Annotated in this window: 12 protein-coding genes; 8 read left to right on the top strand and 4 right to left on the bottom strand. The window is 46.1% G+C overall.

Annotation, left to right across the window (positions count from 1 at the left end; translation table 11 throughout):
* Positions 1-110 precede the first annotated feature (110 nt).
* On the bottom strand, positions 111-1628 hold the full coding sequence (locus C1S74_RS21170; RefSeq protein ID WP_045402711.1) for an arylsulfatase: 1518 nt from the start codon (positions 1626-1628) through the stop codon (positions 111-113).
* Between the two features lie 126 nt (positions 1629-1754).
* Here C1S74_RS21170 and C1S74_RS21165 point away from each other — a divergent pair, with 126 nt between their 5' ends.
* A complete protein-coding gene (locus C1S74_RS21165) occupies positions 1755-2624 on the top strand; it encodes a LysR family transcriptional regulator (protein ID WP_045402710.1) in 870 nt (289 codons plus the stop codon).
* Here C1S74_RS21165 and C1S74_RS21160 read toward each other — a convergent pair.
* A complete protein-coding gene (locus C1S74_RS21160) occupies positions 2611-4929 on the bottom strand; it encodes a multiheme c-type cytochrome (RefSeq protein WP_045402708.1) in 2319 nt (772 codons plus the stop codon). The two genes, C1S74_RS21165 and C1S74_RS21160, sit on opposite strands and share 14 nt — an antisense overlap.
* 151 nt (positions 4930-5080) lie before the next feature.
* On the bottom strand, positions 5081-6628 hold the full coding sequence (locus tag C1S74_RS21155; RefSeq protein ID WP_045402705.1) for an arylsulfatase: 1548 nt from the start codon (positions 6626-6628) through the stop codon (positions 5081-5083).
* 466 nt (positions 6629-7094) lie between these two features.
* On the opposite strand from C1S74_RS21155, the gene C1S74_RS21150 reads away from it, so the two are divergent.
* The 6 genes from C1S74_RS21150 to C1S74_RS21125 all read left to right on the top strand — a co-directional run bounded on the left by C1S74_RS21150 (position 7095) and on the right by C1S74_RS21125 (position 15709).
* Entirely contained in the window at positions 7095-8660 is a 1566-nt protein-coding gene (locus C1S74_RS21150) for an arylsulfatase (RefSeq protein ID WP_045402703.1), read from the top strand.
* A 220-nt stretch (positions 8661-8880) separates the two neighbouring features.
* Positions 8881-9639 (top strand): response regulator transcription factor, encoded by a 759-nt coding sequence (locus C1S74_RS21145; protein ID WP_045402702.1) that lies wholly within the window; start codon positions 8881-8883, stop codon positions 9637-9639.
* On the top strand, positions 9636-10976 hold the full coding sequence (locus tag C1S74_RS21140) for a sensor histidine kinase (RefSeq protein WP_045402693.1): 1341 nt from the start codon (positions 9636-9638) through the stop codon (positions 10974-10976). The genes C1S74_RS21145 and C1S74_RS21140 overlap by 4 nt, the downstream gene beginning before the upstream one ends.
* Before the next feature lie 108 nt (positions 10977-11084).
* On the top strand, positions 11085-13010 hold the full coding sequence (locus C1S74_RS21135) for a TonB-dependent receptor domain-containing protein (RefSeq protein ID WP_082039099.1): 1926 nt from the start codon (positions 11085-11087) through the stop codon (positions 13008-13010).
* Between the two features lie 131 nt (positions 13011-13141).
* Positions 13142-15499: a fatty acid cis/trans isomerase gene (locus tag C1S74_RS21130; RefSeq protein ID WP_045402691.1), complete on the top strand. Its 2358-nt coding sequence runs from the start codon at positions 13142-13144 to the stop codon at positions 15497-15499.
* Positions 15500-15517: 18 nt separating this feature from the next.
* Positions 15518-15709 (top strand): hypothetical protein, encoded by a 192-nt coding sequence (locus tag C1S74_RS21125; protein WP_045402688.1) that lies wholly within the window; start codon positions 15518-15520, stop codon positions 15707-15709.
* Between the two features lie 82 nt (positions 15710-15791).
* Here C1S74_RS21125 and torS read toward each other — a convergent pair whose 3' ends face one another.
* Entirely contained in the window at positions 15792-18755 is a 2964-nt protein-coding gene (torS, locus tag C1S74_RS21120; RefSeq protein ID WP_045402686.1) for a TMAO reductase system sensor histidine kinase/response regulator TorS, read from the bottom strand.
* Positions 18756-18819: 64 nt separating this feature from the next.
* On the opposite strand from torS, the gene torT reads away from it, so the two are divergent.
* Positions 18820-19848 (top strand): TMAO reductase system periplasmic protein TorT, encoded by a 1029-nt coding sequence (gene torT / locus C1S74_RS21115; RefSeq protein ID WP_269425172.1) that lies wholly within the window; start codon positions 18820-18822, stop codon positions 19846-19848.
* The last annotated feature ends 32 nt before the right edge of the window (positions 19849-19880 follow it).

Below are 19880 nucleotides of genomic sequence, written 5' to 3'. Positions count from 1 at the left end.
TTGATTTAGACCCACTAGACCTTTAAATCGGCGCCGCGTCTACAAACCAAGTCATTCTCGCTGAACCTAGCATCTCGAGGTTACTTGGGTATAGACCTATGGACAAAACGTTATTTCGGAACAAACGAGCCCGGAGCCATACGCGGTGGGTACTCTTTGAAGGTATCCATGACCTCTTTTACTTTTTCAACCGCTGGCATCATCAAGAATGAACGTTCGTACATCCAACGGTCGTAACCCATGCCAGTATCGCCACGCTCAAATGGGTCGATACTCAAATCATAGATTTGTGGTACGCGGAGTTTGGTAAATGGTTTCTTCCAGATATCCAAACCCGTTTCGTTTTCTTGAATCAAGAAGTGATATTTGTATTTACCGTAGCGTAAAGCCAGCAAATCACCGTCGTCACTCCAGTAAACAAACTCGTTACGAGCAGACTTGTCCGTTTTACCCGTTAGGTATGGCAGTTGGTTGTAACCGTCTAAGTGAACGTTGTAGTTCATGTCGCCCACTTTCTTGCCTTTCAACAGTTCTTCTTTGACGTTGCTGTTGCCTGCAGCAGCCACCAAGGTTGGTAAAAAATCTTCCAGAGACACAATGCCATTAAGCGTTGTACCCGCTTGGATATGGCCCGGCCACTTGATCACTGCAGGAACGCGGAAGCCACCTTCCCAACCGGTGTTTTTCTCACTGCGGAATGGTGTCATACCCGCGTCCGGCCACAAGTTGATCATTGGGCCATTATCTGTGGTGTAAACAATGATGGTGTTATCATCAACGCCAAGATCTTTAATCTTATTGAGCAAGTGACCAATTTGGTCATCGTGTTGCTTCACACCATCGGCATAGAAACCTGCGCCTGTTTTTCCTTTGTAGTCGTCTGGAACGTGCGTGAAGTTGTGCATGCGCGTGGTGTTAAACCACGTAAAGAATGGTTTGTCGGCTTTGACTTGTTTCTCGATAAACTTCTCAGCTTCATCTAGGAACTCGTCATCGACCGTTTCCATGCGTTTGCGCGTCAATGGGCCCGTGTCTTCAATCTTGCCATCCGCATAAGAGTGGATCACACCACGAGGACCGAACTTCTTCTTAAATTCAGGATCTTGTGGGTAGTCTACGTTCTCCGGCTCTTCTTCCGCGTTTAAGTGGTAAAGGTTACCGAAAAACTCGTCGAAACCGTGGTTGGTCGGCAAGTGTTCATCGCGATCGCCAAGGTGGTTTTTACCAAATTGACCCGTTGCGTAACCGAGGTCACGTAGCAGTGTCGCGATGGTTGGATCTTTCTCAGAAATCCCCTCTTTCGCTCCTGGCAAACCCACTTTAGACAAGCCAGTACGTTTTGGCATTTGTCCTGTGATGAACGCAGAGCGCCCAGCGGTTGAGCTTTGCTGAGCGTAGAAGTTCGTAAACTTAGCACCATCTCTTGCAATGCTATCAATATTTGGTGTGCTGTAAGCCAGCATGCCACCGTTGTATGCACTCAAGTTCCAGTAACCGACATCGTCACCAAAGATAACGAGAATGTTTGGCTGTTCTGCCGAATAAGCGGTCGCTGATGCCGCTCCGATCGCAAGCGTACAAGCGTTTAATACCAGCTTCTTGCCGCGTTTTTTATCGTGGTTTGCCATAAAGGGCTCCATAAATCCGTTGCTGCTAATCTTGGTGAAAACTCAGATACCAAGATTTGATTAAGATAAAACTTGTTATTTGACGGATAAATAGAGTTCAGATACGTTGATATATAAATTTAGTTTATGGGTAACAAGATGGACTTAAACTTGATTCAAACTTTCTTGGTGGTTGCTGAGTATCAGTCCTACACCAAAGCGGCCGACCATTTAGGCCTTACGCAACCGGCTGTGAGCGCTTCGATTAAGCGGCTTGAACAGGTGGTAGGAAAACAGCTTTTCGTCAAGCAAGGACGAGGGATCGCACCAACTTCAACCGCGTATCAACTCATGCCACAGTTTCGTCAAGCTGTGAGCATCGTAGACAACGCCATTTCTGAGCGAACTTCTTTTCAAGTTTCCTGCTCTGAAACCCTGCTCCATAGCTTAAATCCGATTGATAATGTGGTATTTCACGAATCCCCACCTGAAAAGTACTTGCTGTTTGAGCAGATCCGTCAGCAAAAAATGGACTTAGTGATCGATACAATCATTACCAAAGATTCGTCATTCGTGATTGAAACAGCCTATGACGAACCAGCCGTGATCATCTGTCGTCAAAATCACCCAAGAGTCCAAGGTTCACTGAGTAAAGAAGATTTCTATCGCGAAAGTCACTGCATGTTTTCCGGCAAGTGGAACAACACTTCTGGCTTTGAACAGTTGGCAAAAGAGCCAATTCAGGAGCGAAATGTCGAGATCGTGACATCATCGTTAGCAGGAATGGCCATGTATGTGGCTCAACGTGATTGCCTTGGCGTGGTATCGCGTTCATTTGCTATGAAATGGAGTAAGGCACTCAAGTTGCAAATCCTTGAGTGCCCGATTGAAATTGACCGAATCCCCTACAAATTCGTTTACCACAAACGCGATGAGCGTAACCCCGCTCATCAGCGCTTGAGGGAACAGATTAAGCAGCAACTAGAGTTTGCTCACGCGGCACCTATTGATTTATAGAAGCTCTCAAGCGTTGAACGACATCTGCGGGCGCAAACTCACCCAATTGCTTGACACATTGCTCGAATGCAAAGGCAACCGCACCTTCTTTGTAGTTGCGCGCTAATACTTCACACTCCGCAAACAGGTGCTGTGGGTTGCCTCCCACTTTGTAAGCGGTGTTCAACGCTTTACTGGCAGCAAGCACATCTGATTTCTCCAGAGCGAGCCCATAAACATACCAATATTGTGGGTTTTGCTCTGAGGTTTCCGCCGCTTGTTTTAAGTATTGGTTTGCTTTCACACTGTCACCCACTCGTAACCAAGCTAAACCCGCGCTGTATGGCAATGCACTCGATTTTGGCTGAGCTTCAATCCCTGCCATCAGGGTTTCTAATGCTTTTTTGTCGTTGCCCTGAGCACGATACAAGTCGGCTAAGTTGGCGTAGCTGTTCTCAAAATAAGGCTCTATTTCAATGGCTTTTTGGTAAGACGCAATGGCTTTGTCTGTTTCACCAAGGTCTCGATAGACATTCGCAAGGTTCGTTCGCCCAAAGCCTCGGTCAGTGTTAAAGCGTTGGATTGCGATGTAATCTTCCAACGGCTGTTTGATCTTGTCACGTTGCAGCGGATTCATCTCTGGATAATGGCGAACCAGTGCGCCTGCGGCTTCTGCACGTACTGATAAGACTGGGTCGCTGAGTAATGGTTCGAGGATTTGCCAGCGGTCACTGAACTCATAACCAGAAGACCCGGCAACAGCCCCTAGACGAATCATATCGCTGTCATGTTTCACAGCTCTTGCCAATGACACTAAGGTGTTTTGTCCGGTATTGCCGCCCATGCGCTCTAACGCGGAGGCACGAATAATGTCACTTAACGATGCGTCTTGAGCGGAGTAAGCTAACGCATCAGGCGCACCGCGATGACCAATAGAATCGGCGTAGAATGCTACTGCAAAGTGTTGTTGATTGCGGTATTTCGAATTCGGGAACCATTCGCCTATTTTCTGAACAGCCCACTGATTGGTTTCGTCTTCATGACATGATGTACAGACGTTTGGCGTATTGATGTGCTGGCTCAGATCCGGACGCGGCACATGCCAGCTGTGGTCACGACGCGGGTCAACTTGCATGTAGGTCGTTTCCGGCATGTGACAAGTTGTGCATTGGGACGCCTCAGTATTTGCCTCATGGAAAGTGTGATTCTCCGGCATGTAGTCAGACGCAATATGGCACTGAGCACAAACCGCTTCTTCAGGGATTTTTAGCTCTGCGGTATGAGGATCATGACAGTTGGTACAGGTTACCCCTTTCTCTGCCATGGCAGACTGCAAAAATGAACCGTAAACGTAGTCTTCATCGTAAATCTGACCATCATGATAATAGAGCTCTGGTGTAATTAGGCTGAGGCGATATTTATCTAAGAAGGAGCCTTTAACGTGGTCTGCACTTTCATTTAACTGTGTACGACGGCTATGGCACTGCGCACACGTTTGAACTTGATGAGTCATCGCAATTTCTTTCGGTTGCAGCGTGCTGTGCCCCTCTTCATAGACCCATTCTTTTACTGCCATTCCTAAATCTCGGTCAAAACCATAATGGTTCGCTGAGGCGATGGTATTCCCAGATTTTTCCGCTTGTTTGGCAAGTTCTATATGTTCGCTAGCAGGGCCATGACACGCTTCACAACCGACATTAATTTCCGACCAAGTCGTCGCATAGGTATTCGCTTTGGCATCATAGTTCTTTTCTAGATTGGTTGAATGGCAATCCGCGCACATGAAATTCCAGTTTTGGCCAGTATTGGTCCAATAGAATTCGTCTTTTGGCGTCGTATCTGGATAGAGATGGAACCAGCGCTGTCCGCCTTCTTGCTTGGTTCTCGAATCCCAAGCGAAAGGAATTAACTGCACACGTCCGTCTTCGAATTCCACCATGTATTGTTGAAGCGGCTCCCACGCAAAGGTGTAGCTGATTTTGTAGTCGTGCCACTCCCCATCAGGCCCTTGGATGTTGACCCAATACTCTTCCCCTTTGCGGTAGAAGCGGTTTGGTTTACCTTCAAAAGTAAACGTGTGGTCATTGAAATCACCGAGAACGGATTCCGCATCAGCATGACGCATCGCCATATCGTGATGAGAACCTTGCCACGCTTCGGTTTCTTTCTTGTGGCAATCAACACACGCTTCACTGCCTACATACGTTAATGTTGAAGATTGGATAGATTTTGGGGTATTCGACGTTACTTCCTGAGCAAACAGAGAAAAACTGACGAGCGCCGCAAGACCGATTACAGCCTGCTTCCAACATGCCCACTGAGTCATAACTGTCCTTGTGTGTGATTCTTTTAATTCTATGATCAAAGATAGAAGCATTTTTTCTTTTTAGACAAACAATTACATGAGTTTTAGAAGAAACTTAAACACGGCGCAAAAAAAGAGGCTCCGAAGAGCCCCACGTTTAGTTGCAATCAATTTATTTATTAGGGTTTTCCTGCAACTTCTCCATCACTTGATCAAGTGAGAAGCTTGCTGCTTTTTGTCGTGGTGGGAATTCTTCGAACGTAGCCAAGAATTTACCCACATACGCTTGTGCCGGTACCAACATGTAAGCGTGGTCAATCAACCAGTCATAGTAAGTGTTCGACGTAATGTCAGCCACTTCGTATGGGTCCATACGTAGGTTGAAGATCTTAGGCACACGCAATGGAGTAAACGGTTCAGCCCAAATACGAAGCGTGCCTTTCGCGCGCTGCTCTAGGAATACAATCTTCCAGTTATGGTAACGAAGTGAACTCAAGTCGCCATCGTCTGTAAAGTAGAAAATCTCTTCACGCGGGCCCTTTTCTTCTTTACCCGTTAGGTATGGTAGGAAGTTGTAACCATCTAGGTGAACTTTGAACTTCTTATCTCCTGCTGAGTAACCTTTCAGCAGCTTCTCTTTGATTTGATCATCACCGGCTGCGGCTACCAACGTTGGCATCCAGTCCATATGGTGCATGATCTCATTAGAAACGCTGCCTGGTTCAATCTTACCCGGCCAACGAACCATGGCTGGGACACGGAAAGCCCCTTCCCAGTTAGTGTTCTTCTCACCACGGAATGGCGTTGTGCCCGCATCTGGCCACGAGTTCATGTGTGGGCCATTATCGGTTGAGTAAAATACGATGGTGTTATCTTTAATGCCCAGGTCGTCGACTTTTTTCAGCAGTTGACCGACGTGATTATCGTGTTCAACCATACCATCAGCATAGAAGCTGATGCCTGTTTTTCCTAGGTTATCTTCTTTCACGTGAGTACGGAAATGCATACGAGTCGCGTTCCACCATACAAAGAATGGTTTATCCGCTTTAACTGCACGATCCATAAAGTCTAATGCCGCGTCTAAGGTTTCTTCATCGACGGTTTCCATACGCTTACGCGTTAGAGGCCCGGTATCTTCGATTTTTCCGTCAGCAAAAGACTTTATCACCCCACGAGGACCAAACTTCTTGCGGAACTCAGGGTCTTTCGGGTAATCCACATTCTCAGGTTCTTCCTCGGCGTTCAAATGGTAAAGGTTGCCAAAAAATTCGTCGAAGCCGTGGTTTGTTGGTAAATGTTCGTCCTTATCACCTAAATGGTTTTTACCAAATTGGCCCGTCATGTAGCCAAGTGGTTTTAGCATTTCTGCAATGGTCGCGTCTTCCGCTTGCAAACCTAGATCTGCACCCGGTAAGCCTACTTTACTCAAACCAGTTCTCAATACAGTTTGACCAGTAATGAAAGTTGAGCGACCTGCAGTACAAGACTGCTCACCGTAATAATCGGTAAACATCATGCCTTCTTTTGCGATGCTATCAATGTTGGGTGTCTTGTATCCCATTAAACCAAATGTATACGCGCTGATATTCGACTGACCGATATCATCACCCCAGATCACCAAAATATTCGGTTTCTCTGCTGCGATACTGCTACTCGTCGCACCAATGAAAGCAGCGGTAAGAATTGCTAATCGACGCTTCACGCCATATTTCGCTGTCATATAAACCTCTGTGTGTACTAGAAAAATGCTTCCTGCACAAAAACGTATAGCTCACAAAATCAACTAATGCGAATCTGATGGCATAAATAAATAAGGAATAAAATCAGGGCCTGCTAACCTTTCGAGCTGATTTTTCCAGCCGTTTAAGGGAACGCTTAATACGGCGAGAGACTTTGAAAGCTAGTTTCCCTACCTGATAAGCCGATAACGCAGTAGAAAGGAGACACTAATGTCCAATAACCACTTAAAAAGTAAGAGCAACGTGACCTAAGTCTCGCTTCGATTTTTCCTCATTTAACAGTGTTTCAGTATTCAGCCTTACAAAACAACAAGTTATATCGTCACATAACCTATGGTTATAACAACTATAAAGCGACATTCTCCAATAACATCATTAACTTAGTCGCGAACAAAGTGTGGGCGGTACCTATGCTTTTTTACAACTTACAACCAATTTGGAGTTTTTATGGCTAACCAAATGAGCAAGCTGGCTGTCGGTCTCGGCGTACTGGCAACCTCAAGTGCTGCAGCGGCGGCAGACAAACCAAATATCCTAGCGATCTTTGGTGATGATGTTGGGTACTGGAACATCAGTGCATACAACCAAGGTATGATGGGTTACCAGACCCCTAATATCGACCGCATTGCAAACGAAGGGGCACTATTTACTGATCACTACGGTCAGCAATCTTGTACCGCTGGCCGTGCAGCATTCATCACAGGCCAAGAACCGTTCCGTACTGGCTTGCTTACTATCGGTATGCCAGGCTCCACACACGGTATTCCGGATTGGGCACCGACTATTGCCGACCTTCTTAAAGGTCAAGGTTACATGACTGCTCAGTTTGGTAAAAACCACTTGGGCGACCAAGATCAACACTTACCAACAAACCACGGTTTCGACGAGTTCTTCGGTAACCTTTATCACCTCAACGCTGAAGAAGAACCAGAAACTTATTACTACCCTAAAGATCCAGAGTTCCGCAAAAACTACGGCCCTCGTGGTGTAATCAAGTCATTTGCTGACGGTAAGATTGAAGATACCGGTCCTATGACACGTAAGCGCATGGAACACGCAGATGAAGAGTTCCTAGAGACGTCTCTTGCATTCATGGAAAAAGCCGTGAAAGCAGACAAGCCGTTCTTTATCTGGCACAACACTACACGTATGCACGTTTGGACTCGTCTACAAGAGAAGTACCAAGGTAAATCAGGTGTAAGTATCTACGCTGACGGTATGCTTGAGCACGATGACCAGGTGGGTGTTCTACTGGACAAACTTGACGAGCTAGGTGTTGCTGATAACACCATCGTTATCTACTCAACCGATAACGGTGCAGAAACCGTAACATGGCCTGACGGCGGTGCTACCCCATTCCATGGTGAGAAAGGTACCACTTGGGAAGGCGGTATGCGTGTACCTCAGCTTGTTCGTTGGCCTGGCGTGATTGAACCAGGAACCAAGATCAACGACATGATGGCGCACCAAGATTGGCTACCAACACTAATGGCAGCCGCTGGCGTTCCTGACGTAAAAGAGAAGCTAGCGAAAGGCTACAAAGCGAACGGTAAAGACTGGCGCGTACACATTGATGGCTACAACTTCATGCCTTACTTCCAAGGTAAAGAAGAGAAAGGCCCTCGTGAGTCACTGCTTTACTTCACTGCAAACGGTGAGCTAAACGCAGTACGTTGGAATGACTGGAAGCTGAACTTCGCGGTTCTTGAAGGTGATATCTCTAACGCGATTCGCTTCTCTCCAAACTGGCCACAGATCATTCACCTACGTGCAGACCCATTTGAGAAAGCGCCACACGAATCTGGTATGTACCTGCGCTGGATGGCAGACAACATGTGGTTGTTCGTACCAATCCAAGATGTGCTAGGCGAGTTCTTCAAGACACTGCCAGATTACCCAATGCAGCAAGGTCAGATGATGAACCCTGCGTCTATCAGCTACCAATCTCTAGGCCTACAAGGCAAGATGAAGCAGCTTGAGCAACTTCAGCAAGAAGTTAAGAAAATGAACTAGTTTCTTTTGCAACTACCGAAAAACCCACCAAGTTTAGGTGGGTTTTCTTTTCCCCCCATCCAATTCATCACTGCTTGTTTACCACTGAAAAATCTTCTAGATAGGTCGCACTTTAACCTTTCAAACCTAATAACTGATAGCTTTCTCATTCATCACATTGATTTTCATTCAGCCATTATTGATAATAGTTCGCATTATCAATAATGAGTAAAATGTCAATATGTTCAGCCCAACGTCAGTGAATGTTCAGCACCAAAATCATTGGTCATCAAACTCATCAACTCCGATCCAATCCATTTTGCTCGTCGAGGATGATCCCGACCTCAACCTTCAACTAACTGGCCTACTCAAAGAACAAAAATATCACGTCATTTCCATGTTCAGTGGCGATGACGGCGTTAACGCATTTCAGCAACAATCTTTTGATTTGGTTATTTTGGACGTTAATCTTCCGAACCTCGATGGATTCGAAGTGCTCAACGTGATTCGCTCGCAGTCACAAACACCGGTCGTGATGCTGACGGCCTATGGCGCAGAAGAATATCGAATTCAGGGGCTTAAATGTGGCGCAGACGATTACATCACAAAACCCTGTAACTTCACCGAGGTCAGCTTACGTATTGAAGCGATTTTACGTCGCACACAATTAATAAAACAAACCAATTCCGCCTCTCACCTTAGCGATAGAGAGTTACTGCTCGATAAACAAACTCACACGGTCACGCTGCATCATCGCCTAGATATGGAACCCATTCGGCTAACACCAATTCAATTTAAGTTACTTTGGACCTTGATAGAAAACCGCGAAGAAGTGTTGACTAAGCCTTTCCTTTACCAAAGCGTTTTAGAGCGCCAGTTTAGCCAATATGACCGAGCACTCGACATGCATTTAAGTCGTGTCCGTAAACGTCTTATCGCAGAAGGCATGTCGAACGACCGTATCCAGACCGTGCACGGTAAAGGGTATATTTTCAAGTGAAGAAGATGTTGTTCTGGCGGCTGTTTGTCGTCTTGTCTTTAGGCGTTGTGATCTTTTTCTCCTTGATTCACAGCGCCGCCATTCTTTCTAACGAAAAAATGAGTTACTTAAAAAAATCTCACCGACAACAGATTCTTGATTGGGGTAGCACTGCGCAACGCTATGTTGAACATGAAGATTGGCAAGGATTAGACCTGTGGCTCGAAGCACTTGCTCTTGAGGAATCGACATGGGCAACCGTGGTGCAATCACAATTGGATGTCAAAGGCGGTAACCCACTCAATGAGCGCTTCTGGGAAGGTTACGGTATTGGCCGAAGTGTAGAATGGAAAATCCACCTCGACTTCCCTGAGAGCCCAATTATGGAGGTGCCACTTTCTCCGTTTGGTTATCACTTTCTCATCCTGCTACCTGACCGAATGCGCCCTGGCACTTACATGTCTCATGCGTTCTGGCTGTTCCGTTTTGTGATTCCATTTCTCTCTTTACTGGCACTTACGGTGTATTTGTACCGTTACGTCATGCGTCCATTGCAGCAGTTCCACCGAGCAAGCCAAGCTTTCAGCCAAGGGGATTATTCGGCGCGAATTGGGCAAACCATGAAGTTAGGCAACGATGAAATAAGCCAAGTCGCGCGGACTTTCGACAAAATGGCGGAGCGAACTTCAGATGTGATTCAACACAACAGAAACTTAATCGCCGATATGTCCCATGAGATACGTACCCCACTAGCACGGATAGAAATGGCCATAGACTGTGTGGATAAGAACATCGAACGTGAACAGATGTTGCAACGCATCAAAACTGACACACATAAGATGCGCTCAACCGCTGAAGATACGTTAACACTGGCGTGGATCGAAAACGAACAACCCAACTTAAGAACAGAATCCTTCGACTTGGCAGAACTGATTGAAATCATCGCCGAAGATGCCAGATTTGAATATCCGGATAAACTCCTCGAGCTTTCCCAAGACGAGCCTCTCCCTATTGAAGACTCTAACCAAATGGCACTGAGTCAGTCCTTGGAAAATGTCATTCGCAATGGGCTGCGTTACACACAATCGAATGAGACATTAATGATCCGCGCATTAGCGAAAAGCAGTCATTACCACATCTTAATTACCGATTCCGGTCCAGGCATCGACCCAAGCTTATACCAACAAATCTTTAAACCTTTCTTCAAGGCAAACAACCAAGTCGCATCACGTAAAGGCTTTGGCGTTGGGCTAGCTCTTGCCAAGCGACATATAGAAGCGGTTGGCGGCACCATTAAGGCCTATAACGCACCAAACCAAGGTTTAACCATGGATATTACTTTACCGAAAAAACGCTAAGTACAGTTGCAAACAAGGATTGTAACAGTTGTAAAAGTCGTTTACTCAGCGTGGAAGAATCACCAAAATCCCACTCGATAATAATTCTCATTAACAATGGAGGTTACGGTGCCTGCTTCAACCGTATTTAAGCTAAGCCCACTTACCATCGCGCTATTAGTAACGTCACAAGCGACTTACGCCAAGGATGATATTGAAGTTATCGAGGTGACCGGTCATACACCTGAGGCCGTTGACATCTCAATAGACTCTGACCAACTCGCAAAATCTCAAGCCCAAGATTTGAATGATATCTTCCGTAAAGATGCGGAAATCAGTGTTGGTGGTTCTTCGGGTATCTCTCAGAAGATCTACGTGCGTGGATTAGAAGACACCATGCTCAATGTCTCTATCGACGGTGCGGAACAATCAGGTAACCTATTCCATCACCAAGGTCGTTTATCGATTGAACCGGAACTGCTTAAACAAGTCGATGTCAGTGCTGGCGCAGGACGCGCTACCGATGGCCCCGGAGCACTTGGCGGCGCGATTAAGTTCACCACTAAAGACGCCCACGATTTACTCGCCGCGGACGAAACTTACGGCGCAATGCTAAAAGGTGGTTACTACACCAACAATGAAGGCTACAAAGTCTCTGCTAGCTTGTATGGTGAGGTGGCAGACCAACTCGGCCTGTTAGCGTCATTTGGTTATGTGGATGGCGACAATATTCAAGACGGCAAAGGTGAAGAGCAACCTTATACAGCGCTGGAACAGCAAGTTGTCCTCCTTAAGCTATCCGGTCAACTCAATGACGAACACTACCTCTCGGTAAGCTACGACTACCGTAATGACGATGGACGACGCTTGAATCGCCCGCACTTCCAACCAAGTTTCAAAAACGAACCTTTAGACCAAGAGACGGACCGCTCGACGTTCACACTTAATCACAAATACAGTGCAAGTGACTTGTTCAATCTCGACACCACTTTTTACTACACCGATAGCCGACTTGCGCATAAAGATCACCCTCGTTGGGGCACCAGTGATGGCTCCATCCAGACCTCTGGTGTGAAGATCTTCAATACCAGCAAGCTCACCGACCATACCTTGGTTTACGGATTGGATTACAAGAAAGACAAATCTGAATTTGAAACCAACTACGATGGCAAGCTTGACGATGAAGAAAAAGGGACGGTTTATGGGTTGTTTGTCCAAGATGATCGGATGCTAACGGAAGCGCTGATTCTCACCGCGGGCGCTCGCTATGATTGGTATGAATTAACGGATAACATCGATCAAGATTTTGACTCTAGCGGCTTTAGTCCGAATGTCGGCATCAATTACAACGCATTAGAAGGACTGAACCTGTTCGCTAGCTACGCAGAGGCGTTCCGTGGTCAACAAATTAAAGAGTTGTTTGTCATCGACTACCGCGAAAATGATCCAAACCGTAAGCCAGAGGAAGCGCGCAACCTAGAACTGGGCGCAAACTACCAGTATGACGATTTCTATGCTGGCTTGACCTTCTTCGACAGCACAATCAAAGATGTCGTCACCAATCAAGGTGCGGTGTACACCAATGTTGGCGATTTAGATAACCAAGGCATTACCGCTTACCTAGGCTATGCGATTTCAGATGTGTCAGCTCGCTTGAGTTACAACCAATCGCGTCCGGAACTGAATAGCACACCGCTTTCGGATGAGGACTCAACCCTAGGCACATCTATCGGTGATACTTGGGTACTTGATCTTATCTACCAACCGATAGAAACACTGGAGTTTGGTTGGAATGCAAGATTTGTTGAGCGTTTAACCGACGTGGCGGACCCGACGGTTCATCCAGAAAAGCCAGGCTACGGTGTACATGATGTATACGCATACTGGATGCCATTAGTCGATGAAGAGCTTTCTTTGACTCTTTCAGTGAAAAACGTGTTTGATAAGTACTACTTTGACCACGCGTCATACATGGAATACATCGGCAGCCCGGTTGCACAAGGCTATGCTAGCCCAGGTCGAGACTTTCGCTTTAACGTGACTTACGCGTTCTAGGTTTGTCTCTTAACTTTGGCATTAGCCTAACAATAACAACCCGGAAATCGGAGCAATTTGCTCCGATTTTTGGTATTTGGCGACTTATTTTGCTTTAATTAACGCAAATTCAATTTACTCAAAATAACTCAATGAATTTACGTTTAATTTTCACACTGTGTATCGCTACTCTGTTTGCAGGTTGTGCGACCTATGCGGGCCTAAACTACGACAAACTGTTTGGTCCTGAAGAAGTGCGTGAGCGCACCGTTGCTCTGGATACACCTCAAGCTGACTTCTTCCAACATGACGTTAAACCTATCGTCGATAATCGATGTGTGGTTTGCCATGCCTGCTACGATGCGCCTTGTCAGTTAAAACTTTCTTCCGTAGAAGGCATCGACCGTGGTGCAAGCAAAGCTTTGGTTTACGAAGGCACACGCTTGACCGCAGCGGCCCCAACTCGCTTATTTGAAGACGCGCAAACTACGCAAGAATGGCGTGATGCTGGCTTCCATCCTGTGCTCAACGAGCGTGAGCAGAGCATGGCGGCTAATATGGATGCAGGTTTGATTGCTCGTATGTTGCAACAAAAGGAACGTCATCCACTCCCTGATCAAGTTCAATTAGAAGGCTTCGATTTTTCCATCGACCGTGAACAAACGTGTCCGACGATTGAAGAGTACGCAAAATACGAACAAGACAACCCGACATGGGGGATGCCTTTCGGAATGCCGAATCTAACGGCCATAGAATATCAAACGCTCATGCTTTGGCTGGAAAATGGCGGCATCATGAATGCGCATGTCCCGCTTACCGAGCAACAAAAAGCTGAGGTACAGAAATACGAGACGCTGCTGAACAAGAGTTCTCGCAAAAACCAACTCGCAGCTCGTTATATTTACGAACATCTTTTCTTATCGCACCTGTTTTTTTCTGAACTGGATGGTGAGCAACCACGCTTCTTTACTCTCGTGCGCTCTTCAACGCCACCGGGAGAGCCAGTAAAACGCATCACAACGCGTCGCCCGTACGATGATCCAGGGGTGGATCGCGTGTACTACCGAATCATTCCTGAGCAAGGCACTATTGTCGATAAGACGCACATGCCGTTTGCGCTGAACAAACAACGTATCGAGAACTGGAAAAAATGGTTCATTGATGCCGATTACGAAGTGGCGAAATTACCCAGCTACGAGCCTGAAATCGCCGCTAACCCGATGACCGCATTCATTGATCTACCAGTGAAATCACGCTTTAACTTCATGCTGGATAACGCTCAGAACACCATCATGGCTTATATCAAAGGTCCTGTTTGTCGTGGTCAACTTGCATTGAACGTAATAAACGATCGTTTCTGGGTTTTCTTCTTAGACCCAGATAAAGCCGACATCCCAGAAGTTAATGAGTTCTACCGTTCACAAGCGGACAATTTAAAACTTCCGGGTGAATTGGAAAGCAATACCGTACCAGTGACAAATTGGGTGAAATACTCACGTCAGCAAGCTCGGTACCTAGAGGCAAAATCTGAGTTCATCAACAAGTGGTTTAAGAACGGTGAACACCTTTCTACCGATGTGATTTGGGATGGCAACGGCACCAACCACAATGCCGCGTTGACCGTCTTCCGACACTTTGACAGCGCGTCTGTCGTGCAAGGCTTAGTTGGTGAACAACCTAAAACGGCTTGGATACTGGATTACGCTCTATTGGAACGAATTCACTACTTATTGGTCGCTGGCTTTGATGTTTATGGTAATTTCGGCCACCAGCTTATTACACGTATGTTCATGGACTTCTTGCGCCTTGAAGGTGAGAGTAACTTTATTGCGCTGTTGCCTGCCGACATGCGCCACCAAGAGCACTCCAGTTGGTACCAAGATCAACCACGCCAGTTAAGCGACTTTTTACAACGCAATGTGGCACCATTTAGCCAGCCAACGAGCGTCGTGTACCATACTGACGATCCTAAGTCGGAGCTATTGGATATTATGCGTAAACAAGTCTCTCCTATCTTGTTACCACGCTATGACATCATAGACACCGCTTTGTCTGTAGAAGCTGAGCAGCAACTTGCCAGCATAAATCAAGTTCGTGGTGAAGGGCTCAAAACCGTTCCACAAATCACCATGTTGATGGTACGCAGCAAAGCAGGCGATGACGAGTTGTTTACCCTGCTTCATAATAATGCGCATATCAACATCTCAAGCCTATTCGACGAGAACAGTAATCGCGATTTCGCCAACGATGACATGACGATTGTTCGCGGTGTTGTTGGTAGCTATCCAGCTGCATTTTTCGCTATCGAAGAGGATCAAGTAAAAGAATTTGTCGATCAATTTAGCGCCCTTAAATCTGAGGCCGATTACGTTAAGTTACTGGATAGTTTTGCGATTCGTCGAAGCTCAGAAAAGTTCTGGCCATTTAGCGATCGTCTTCACGCTTGGTATCGTACAAAACAACCGATCGAATTTGGTTTACTTGACTATAATCGTTTTGAGAATCGATGATGATTTAAGGGGGTTCTCATGAGTATCCGAGATAACATTGCCGCTCTTGAACAACAGATATATGTTGCATGCTCAGAGGGTGATTACGATACGGTCAACATGCTTGAGCACCAACTCGAATACTTGCGTCGCAGAGTGGAGCATCCGTTTGAAGATGATCCTTATGCCCTAGACACTCGGTTCGAGTGGGAAGATGACATGACCGAATAGAAAAAACCTCCGGCGCAAACCGGAGGTTTTTGTTTTTATCTAGAGAACAAGTCGCGAGATACAAGGCAAATAATGCGCCTTTTTATTCCGCCATCAATTCGTCAAGTGCCGTTACAGAGTCTGTGACTTGCTTCTTGATGACATCTTGCTCTTGAGAGTAGATCTCTAGTGGTTCGGATGCAATTTCAATGTTTTGGCAGGTATTCATCAATGCTGTTAACCCTAAACTGCCTGCGCTGCCTTTCAATTTATGAGCGAGATCTTTCACTGCTCGGCTATCACCATTATCCGCAGATGTTTCCATCTGACTCAGTACATCAGCACTGGTTTGTCTAAACAAGTCGATAATGTGCAGCATTTTCTCTCTACCCAAGATCTTCATGTCTGACTGAATTACATTCGGATTGATGATAACCATTGCTGGCTCCTCTGCTATCGGGTCATTGATGACCGGAGTATCGTTAATATCAGTGATTGTTATCGTCTCATCCTGAGGGTCGCACTTGCTCGTTTGAGGTAACAGAAGTTGTTTGCCATCCAACATGTCTTGAATAAGCGCAGCAAGTGCTTCTTTTTCCATTGGTTTCGGCAAATAACCATCGAAACCCGCAGCTAAGTAGCTTTCCACTTCTTCAGCAAATACGTGAGCAGAGACCGCAACCATTGGCGTTGGCGCAAGTGCTTTCTCTGCTGGTTTATTAGTTTCTATTTGTTTCAGTCGATGAATCAAGTCAGTGCCATTACAATCAGGCAAGTTAATATCGACTAATGCGATATCGAAGTCCTGTTTTTGTATGATTCGTTCCGCTTGTGCACCATCTTCCGCCATGACGACTTCATGACCCATGCTTTCTAAGAAACCTTCCGCAACGACGCGGTTTACCGGATTATCTTCGACAATGAGCACCTTCGCTTTGATTTTGCACCGTGCACTCGCGATAGACACCGTTTCAACGGGTTCGCTTTCTTCCAAAGGAATCGAGAACCAGAAACGGCTACCATGACCCTCATCAGAATCGACATCCAGATGACCACCCATGGCTTGAATAATACGGCGGCTAATTGCTAAACCTAAACCTGTACCACCAGTTTGATTTAACCCACCTTCCGCTTGAGTGAAGGCATCAAACAACGTCTTCTGGTCTTTTTTCGCAATGCCGATTCCGGAATCAGAGACTTCAAACAGCACTTGCGATTCGTCCTCTGGGTTCAGGCTGACGTAGATATCAACCTCCCCCTCTTCCGTAAACTTAATCGCGTTACCGACTAAGTTATTCAACACTTGGTTGATACGTGTCACGTCGCCTTTCCAATACCGACCTACATCGCTTTCAATATGGTAAGAAAAGAGCAACTTCTTCTCTTGCGCCTTACCGTTCATTAGCTGGAAGGTATCTTCTACTATCTGATGCAAGTCAAAACCTAAACTGCGTATCTCTAAGTGCCCTGCTTCAATTTTTGAGTAATCTAGAACGTCATTTAGGATCGCCAACAGGGTTTTACCACTGCGGTTGATGATCTCCGCATAACGCTTTTGAATTGGGTTTAGCCCTGAGTCTATCAGCAGGCGAGCAGTCCCGAGCACTCCGTTCATCGGTGTCCGAATTTCATGGCTCATTGTTGCCAAGAAAGCAGATTTCGCACGGCTAGCTTGTTCGGCTTGTTTACGCGCTTTTGCGTGGTTGAGTACCTCTTCGTTCAAACGGCGGTTTGCCTGTTTCAACTGAGAAGTACGTTGTTCAATAAGTTCTTCTAAGTGTTCTTTGTGTTCTTCTAATTCACGCTTGGCTTGCGCTTCCCCTTCTGCCACGACTTTGAGCGCTTGCGCAGTATTACGAGCCGTAATGATCGCCTGCCCCATGTGCGCCAGTTCGTCTTTGCCTTTCACTTCTAATTCAACCGCCAAATTACCTTGTGCCACTGACAATAGGGCCGCCGAGTATTCACCAAGTCGCTTAACAACCGACACGTACACAACACGCCATAGAATCAACACTACGATGATCAAACCAATGATAGAAATCACCGTCAGCGACCATTGGGCAAACTTCAAAGTATTGGTTAACTCATCTACGGCAACACGTGTGGTTTGGTTAGAGTCATCCACCAACTTGTTAACGGTGCCATTCAATTCAGAGAAAAGCTCCAGAGTGCCCTGCATTAACTCTTGAGACTGTTCATTGTTCTCGTATTGCTGAAGCAAAATGGTAAATACGACTTGTCGCTTGCCGAGTTCTTTTAGTAGTTGACTCATCTGTTCTGAACGAGTCGGGTCTTCTACCGCCAATACACGTCGCTTCATTATTTTCAGATTGTCTTCAAACTCGGTTTGGATTTGTTGAATGCGGTCGACATTGGTTAGTGTTCGAGCTTCTTCAATCTGATTGAGCATCTTAAACGCCAATAAATGCAATTCATGCAGTCGCTCGGTCAGGTCGAGGTCGACTTCCACGAGTGCATCCAGTGCTTGGTAGACTTGATCTTTTTTGTTGGTTTCAAGAAGGTCATAGATATGAGTTACGTTCGCAACCGCGATCGTACTGGTGTTTTGAACTTGGGTGCGTGTCAGCTGCTCTAGCTCTTCACTCAATAAACGCATTTCTTCTACGCGTGTATCAATTTCTTTGGCAAGCCACAGTTTTCTTTCTACCGTCACACCAAGTTCAGCTAGGTTATTAATGACGTTCTGAACGTGGTTTTCTAAGGCTTCGAGTAAATCGGCATCAAACGACTCGCCACCCAGTTCTTTGATGTGAGTAAGCAGAGATTCAAGCTGTTCAAACAGCACTCGGCCCGCTTCTTTACGTTCCTGTTCATTTTGCGCATTCGACAGCATTTGCACCGATGAGATAATGCGAGTGCTGAGCTCCGAGACTTGTCGAGCTTCAATCATTGCCGGAATGGCAGCGTCCACCACATTCCTTTCTGTTTTTGCCACCAGAGAAAACCCTGAGACACCGATTAACGCAGACAACATGACCAACATTGCCATCGCAATGAAAGACAATAACAGTTTACGCCCGATGCTTGCGGTAGCTAGCAACATATTTTCCTGACCTTAATATTCGTGTTCTGCGACATATTACGTTATATTTTGCAGTGTTTACTTAATCTATGCCAACGAACTTCATTTCATGGTTATAAATCAGCGCTCATTTCGCACAATTTTCAAGCATTCAGCTCTCGCAATGTCACTTTTCGCTTCAGTGCCAACTTTTGCGGCAGAGAAAATTTGTGCTATTTACCCTCATTTAAAGGACTCATATTGGTTATCAGTAAACTATGGAATGGTTTCCGAAGCGGAAAAACTTGGTGTCACCCTGCGCGTTTTAGAGGCAGGCGGCTACCCAAACAAAACGCGCCAAGAGCAACAGTTGGCGTTATGTACCCAATGGGGTGCAGATGCGATCATCCTTGGCACGGTGGATCCACAAGCCTACGAACACAACCTTAAAAACTGGGTAGGCAATACGCCCGTCTTTGCGACCGTCAACCAACTGGATCTAGACAACGAGCAAAAACCACTGCTCAAAGGAGAAGTTGGTGTTGATTGGTACTGGATGGGGTATGAAGCCGGAAAGTTCCTTGCTGCCAAACATCCTAAAGGCTCAGGAAAAACCAACATTGCCTTATTGCTTGGCCCAAGAACACGCGGTGGAACGAAGCCAGTAACGACTGGCTTTTATGAAGCAATCAAAGACAGCGATATTAACATCGTCGATTCTTACTGGGCGGATAACGACAAGGAATTACAGCGTAACTTAGTCCAACGTGTGATTGATATGGGCAACATCGATTATATCGTAGGTAGCGCCGTCGCTATTGAAGCTGCGATCAGTGAATTACGTAGCGCAGAAAAAACCAAAGACATTGGCTTAGTTTCTGTGTACCTCAGTCATGGAGTTTACCGTGGCTTGTTACGCCACAAAGTGTTGTTCGCGCCTACCGATAAAATGGTGCAACAAGGTCGTTTGTCTGTGATGCAAGCCGCGCATTATTTGCGTCAACAACCGTATGAAGAAGATGCGTCGCCAGCCATCAAAGCACTGACTCCAAAGACCCTTCATGATGACACCATTGAAGAATCGTTATCTCCGTCAGAATATAGGCCGACATTCAGCGTTAATGCAGTTGATTGATAGACAGAAAACGTGTTTTATTGGGCAACAAT

The sequence above is a fragment of the Vibrio hyugaensis genome, from assembly GCF_002906655.1.
GTDB lineage: Bacteria > Pseudomonadota > Gammaproteobacteria > Enterobacterales > Vibrionaceae > Vibrio > Vibrio hyugaensis.
This window is presented reverse-complemented; position numbering and strand designations above follow the sequence as displayed.

Bases quoted from the DNA above. Each gene is read 5' to 3' on its own strand.
- C1S74_RS21125 (WP_045402688.1), top strand. From the start codon at position 15,518: ATGAGTATCCGAGATAACATTGCCGCTCTTGAACAACAGATATATGTT.
- C1S74_RS21155 (WP_045402705.1), bottom strand. From the start codon at position 6,628: ATGACAGCGAAATATGGCGTGAAGCGTCGATTAGCAATTCTTACCGCT.
- C1S74_RS21170 (WP_045402711.1), bottom strand. From the start codon at position 1,628: ATGGCAAACCACGATAAAAAACGCGGCAAGAAGCTGGTATTAAACGCT.
- C1S74_RS21150 (WP_045402703.1), top strand. From the start codon at position 7,095: ATGGCTAACCAAATGAGCAAGCTGGCTGTCGGTCTCGGCGTACTGGCA.
- C1S74_RS21145 (WP_045402702.1), top strand. From the start codon at position 8,881: ATGTTCAGCCCAACGTCAGTGAATGTTCAGCACCAAAATCATTGGTCA.
- C1S74_RS21165 (WP_045402710.1), top strand. From the start codon at position 1,755: ATGGGTAACAAGATGGACTTAAACTTGATTCAAACTTTCTTGGTGGTT.
- C1S74_RS21130 (WP_045402691.1), top strand. From the start codon at position 13,142: ATGAATTTACGTTTAATTTTCACACTGTGTATCGCTACTCTGTTTGCA.
- C1S74_RS21160 (WP_045402708.1), bottom strand. From the start codon at position 4,929: ATGACTCAGTGGGCATGTTGGAAGCAGGCTGTAATCGGTCTTGCGGCG.
- torS (WP_045402686.1), bottom strand. From the start codon at position 18,755: ATGTTGCTAGCTACCGCAAGCATCGGGCGTAAACTGTTATTGTCTTTC.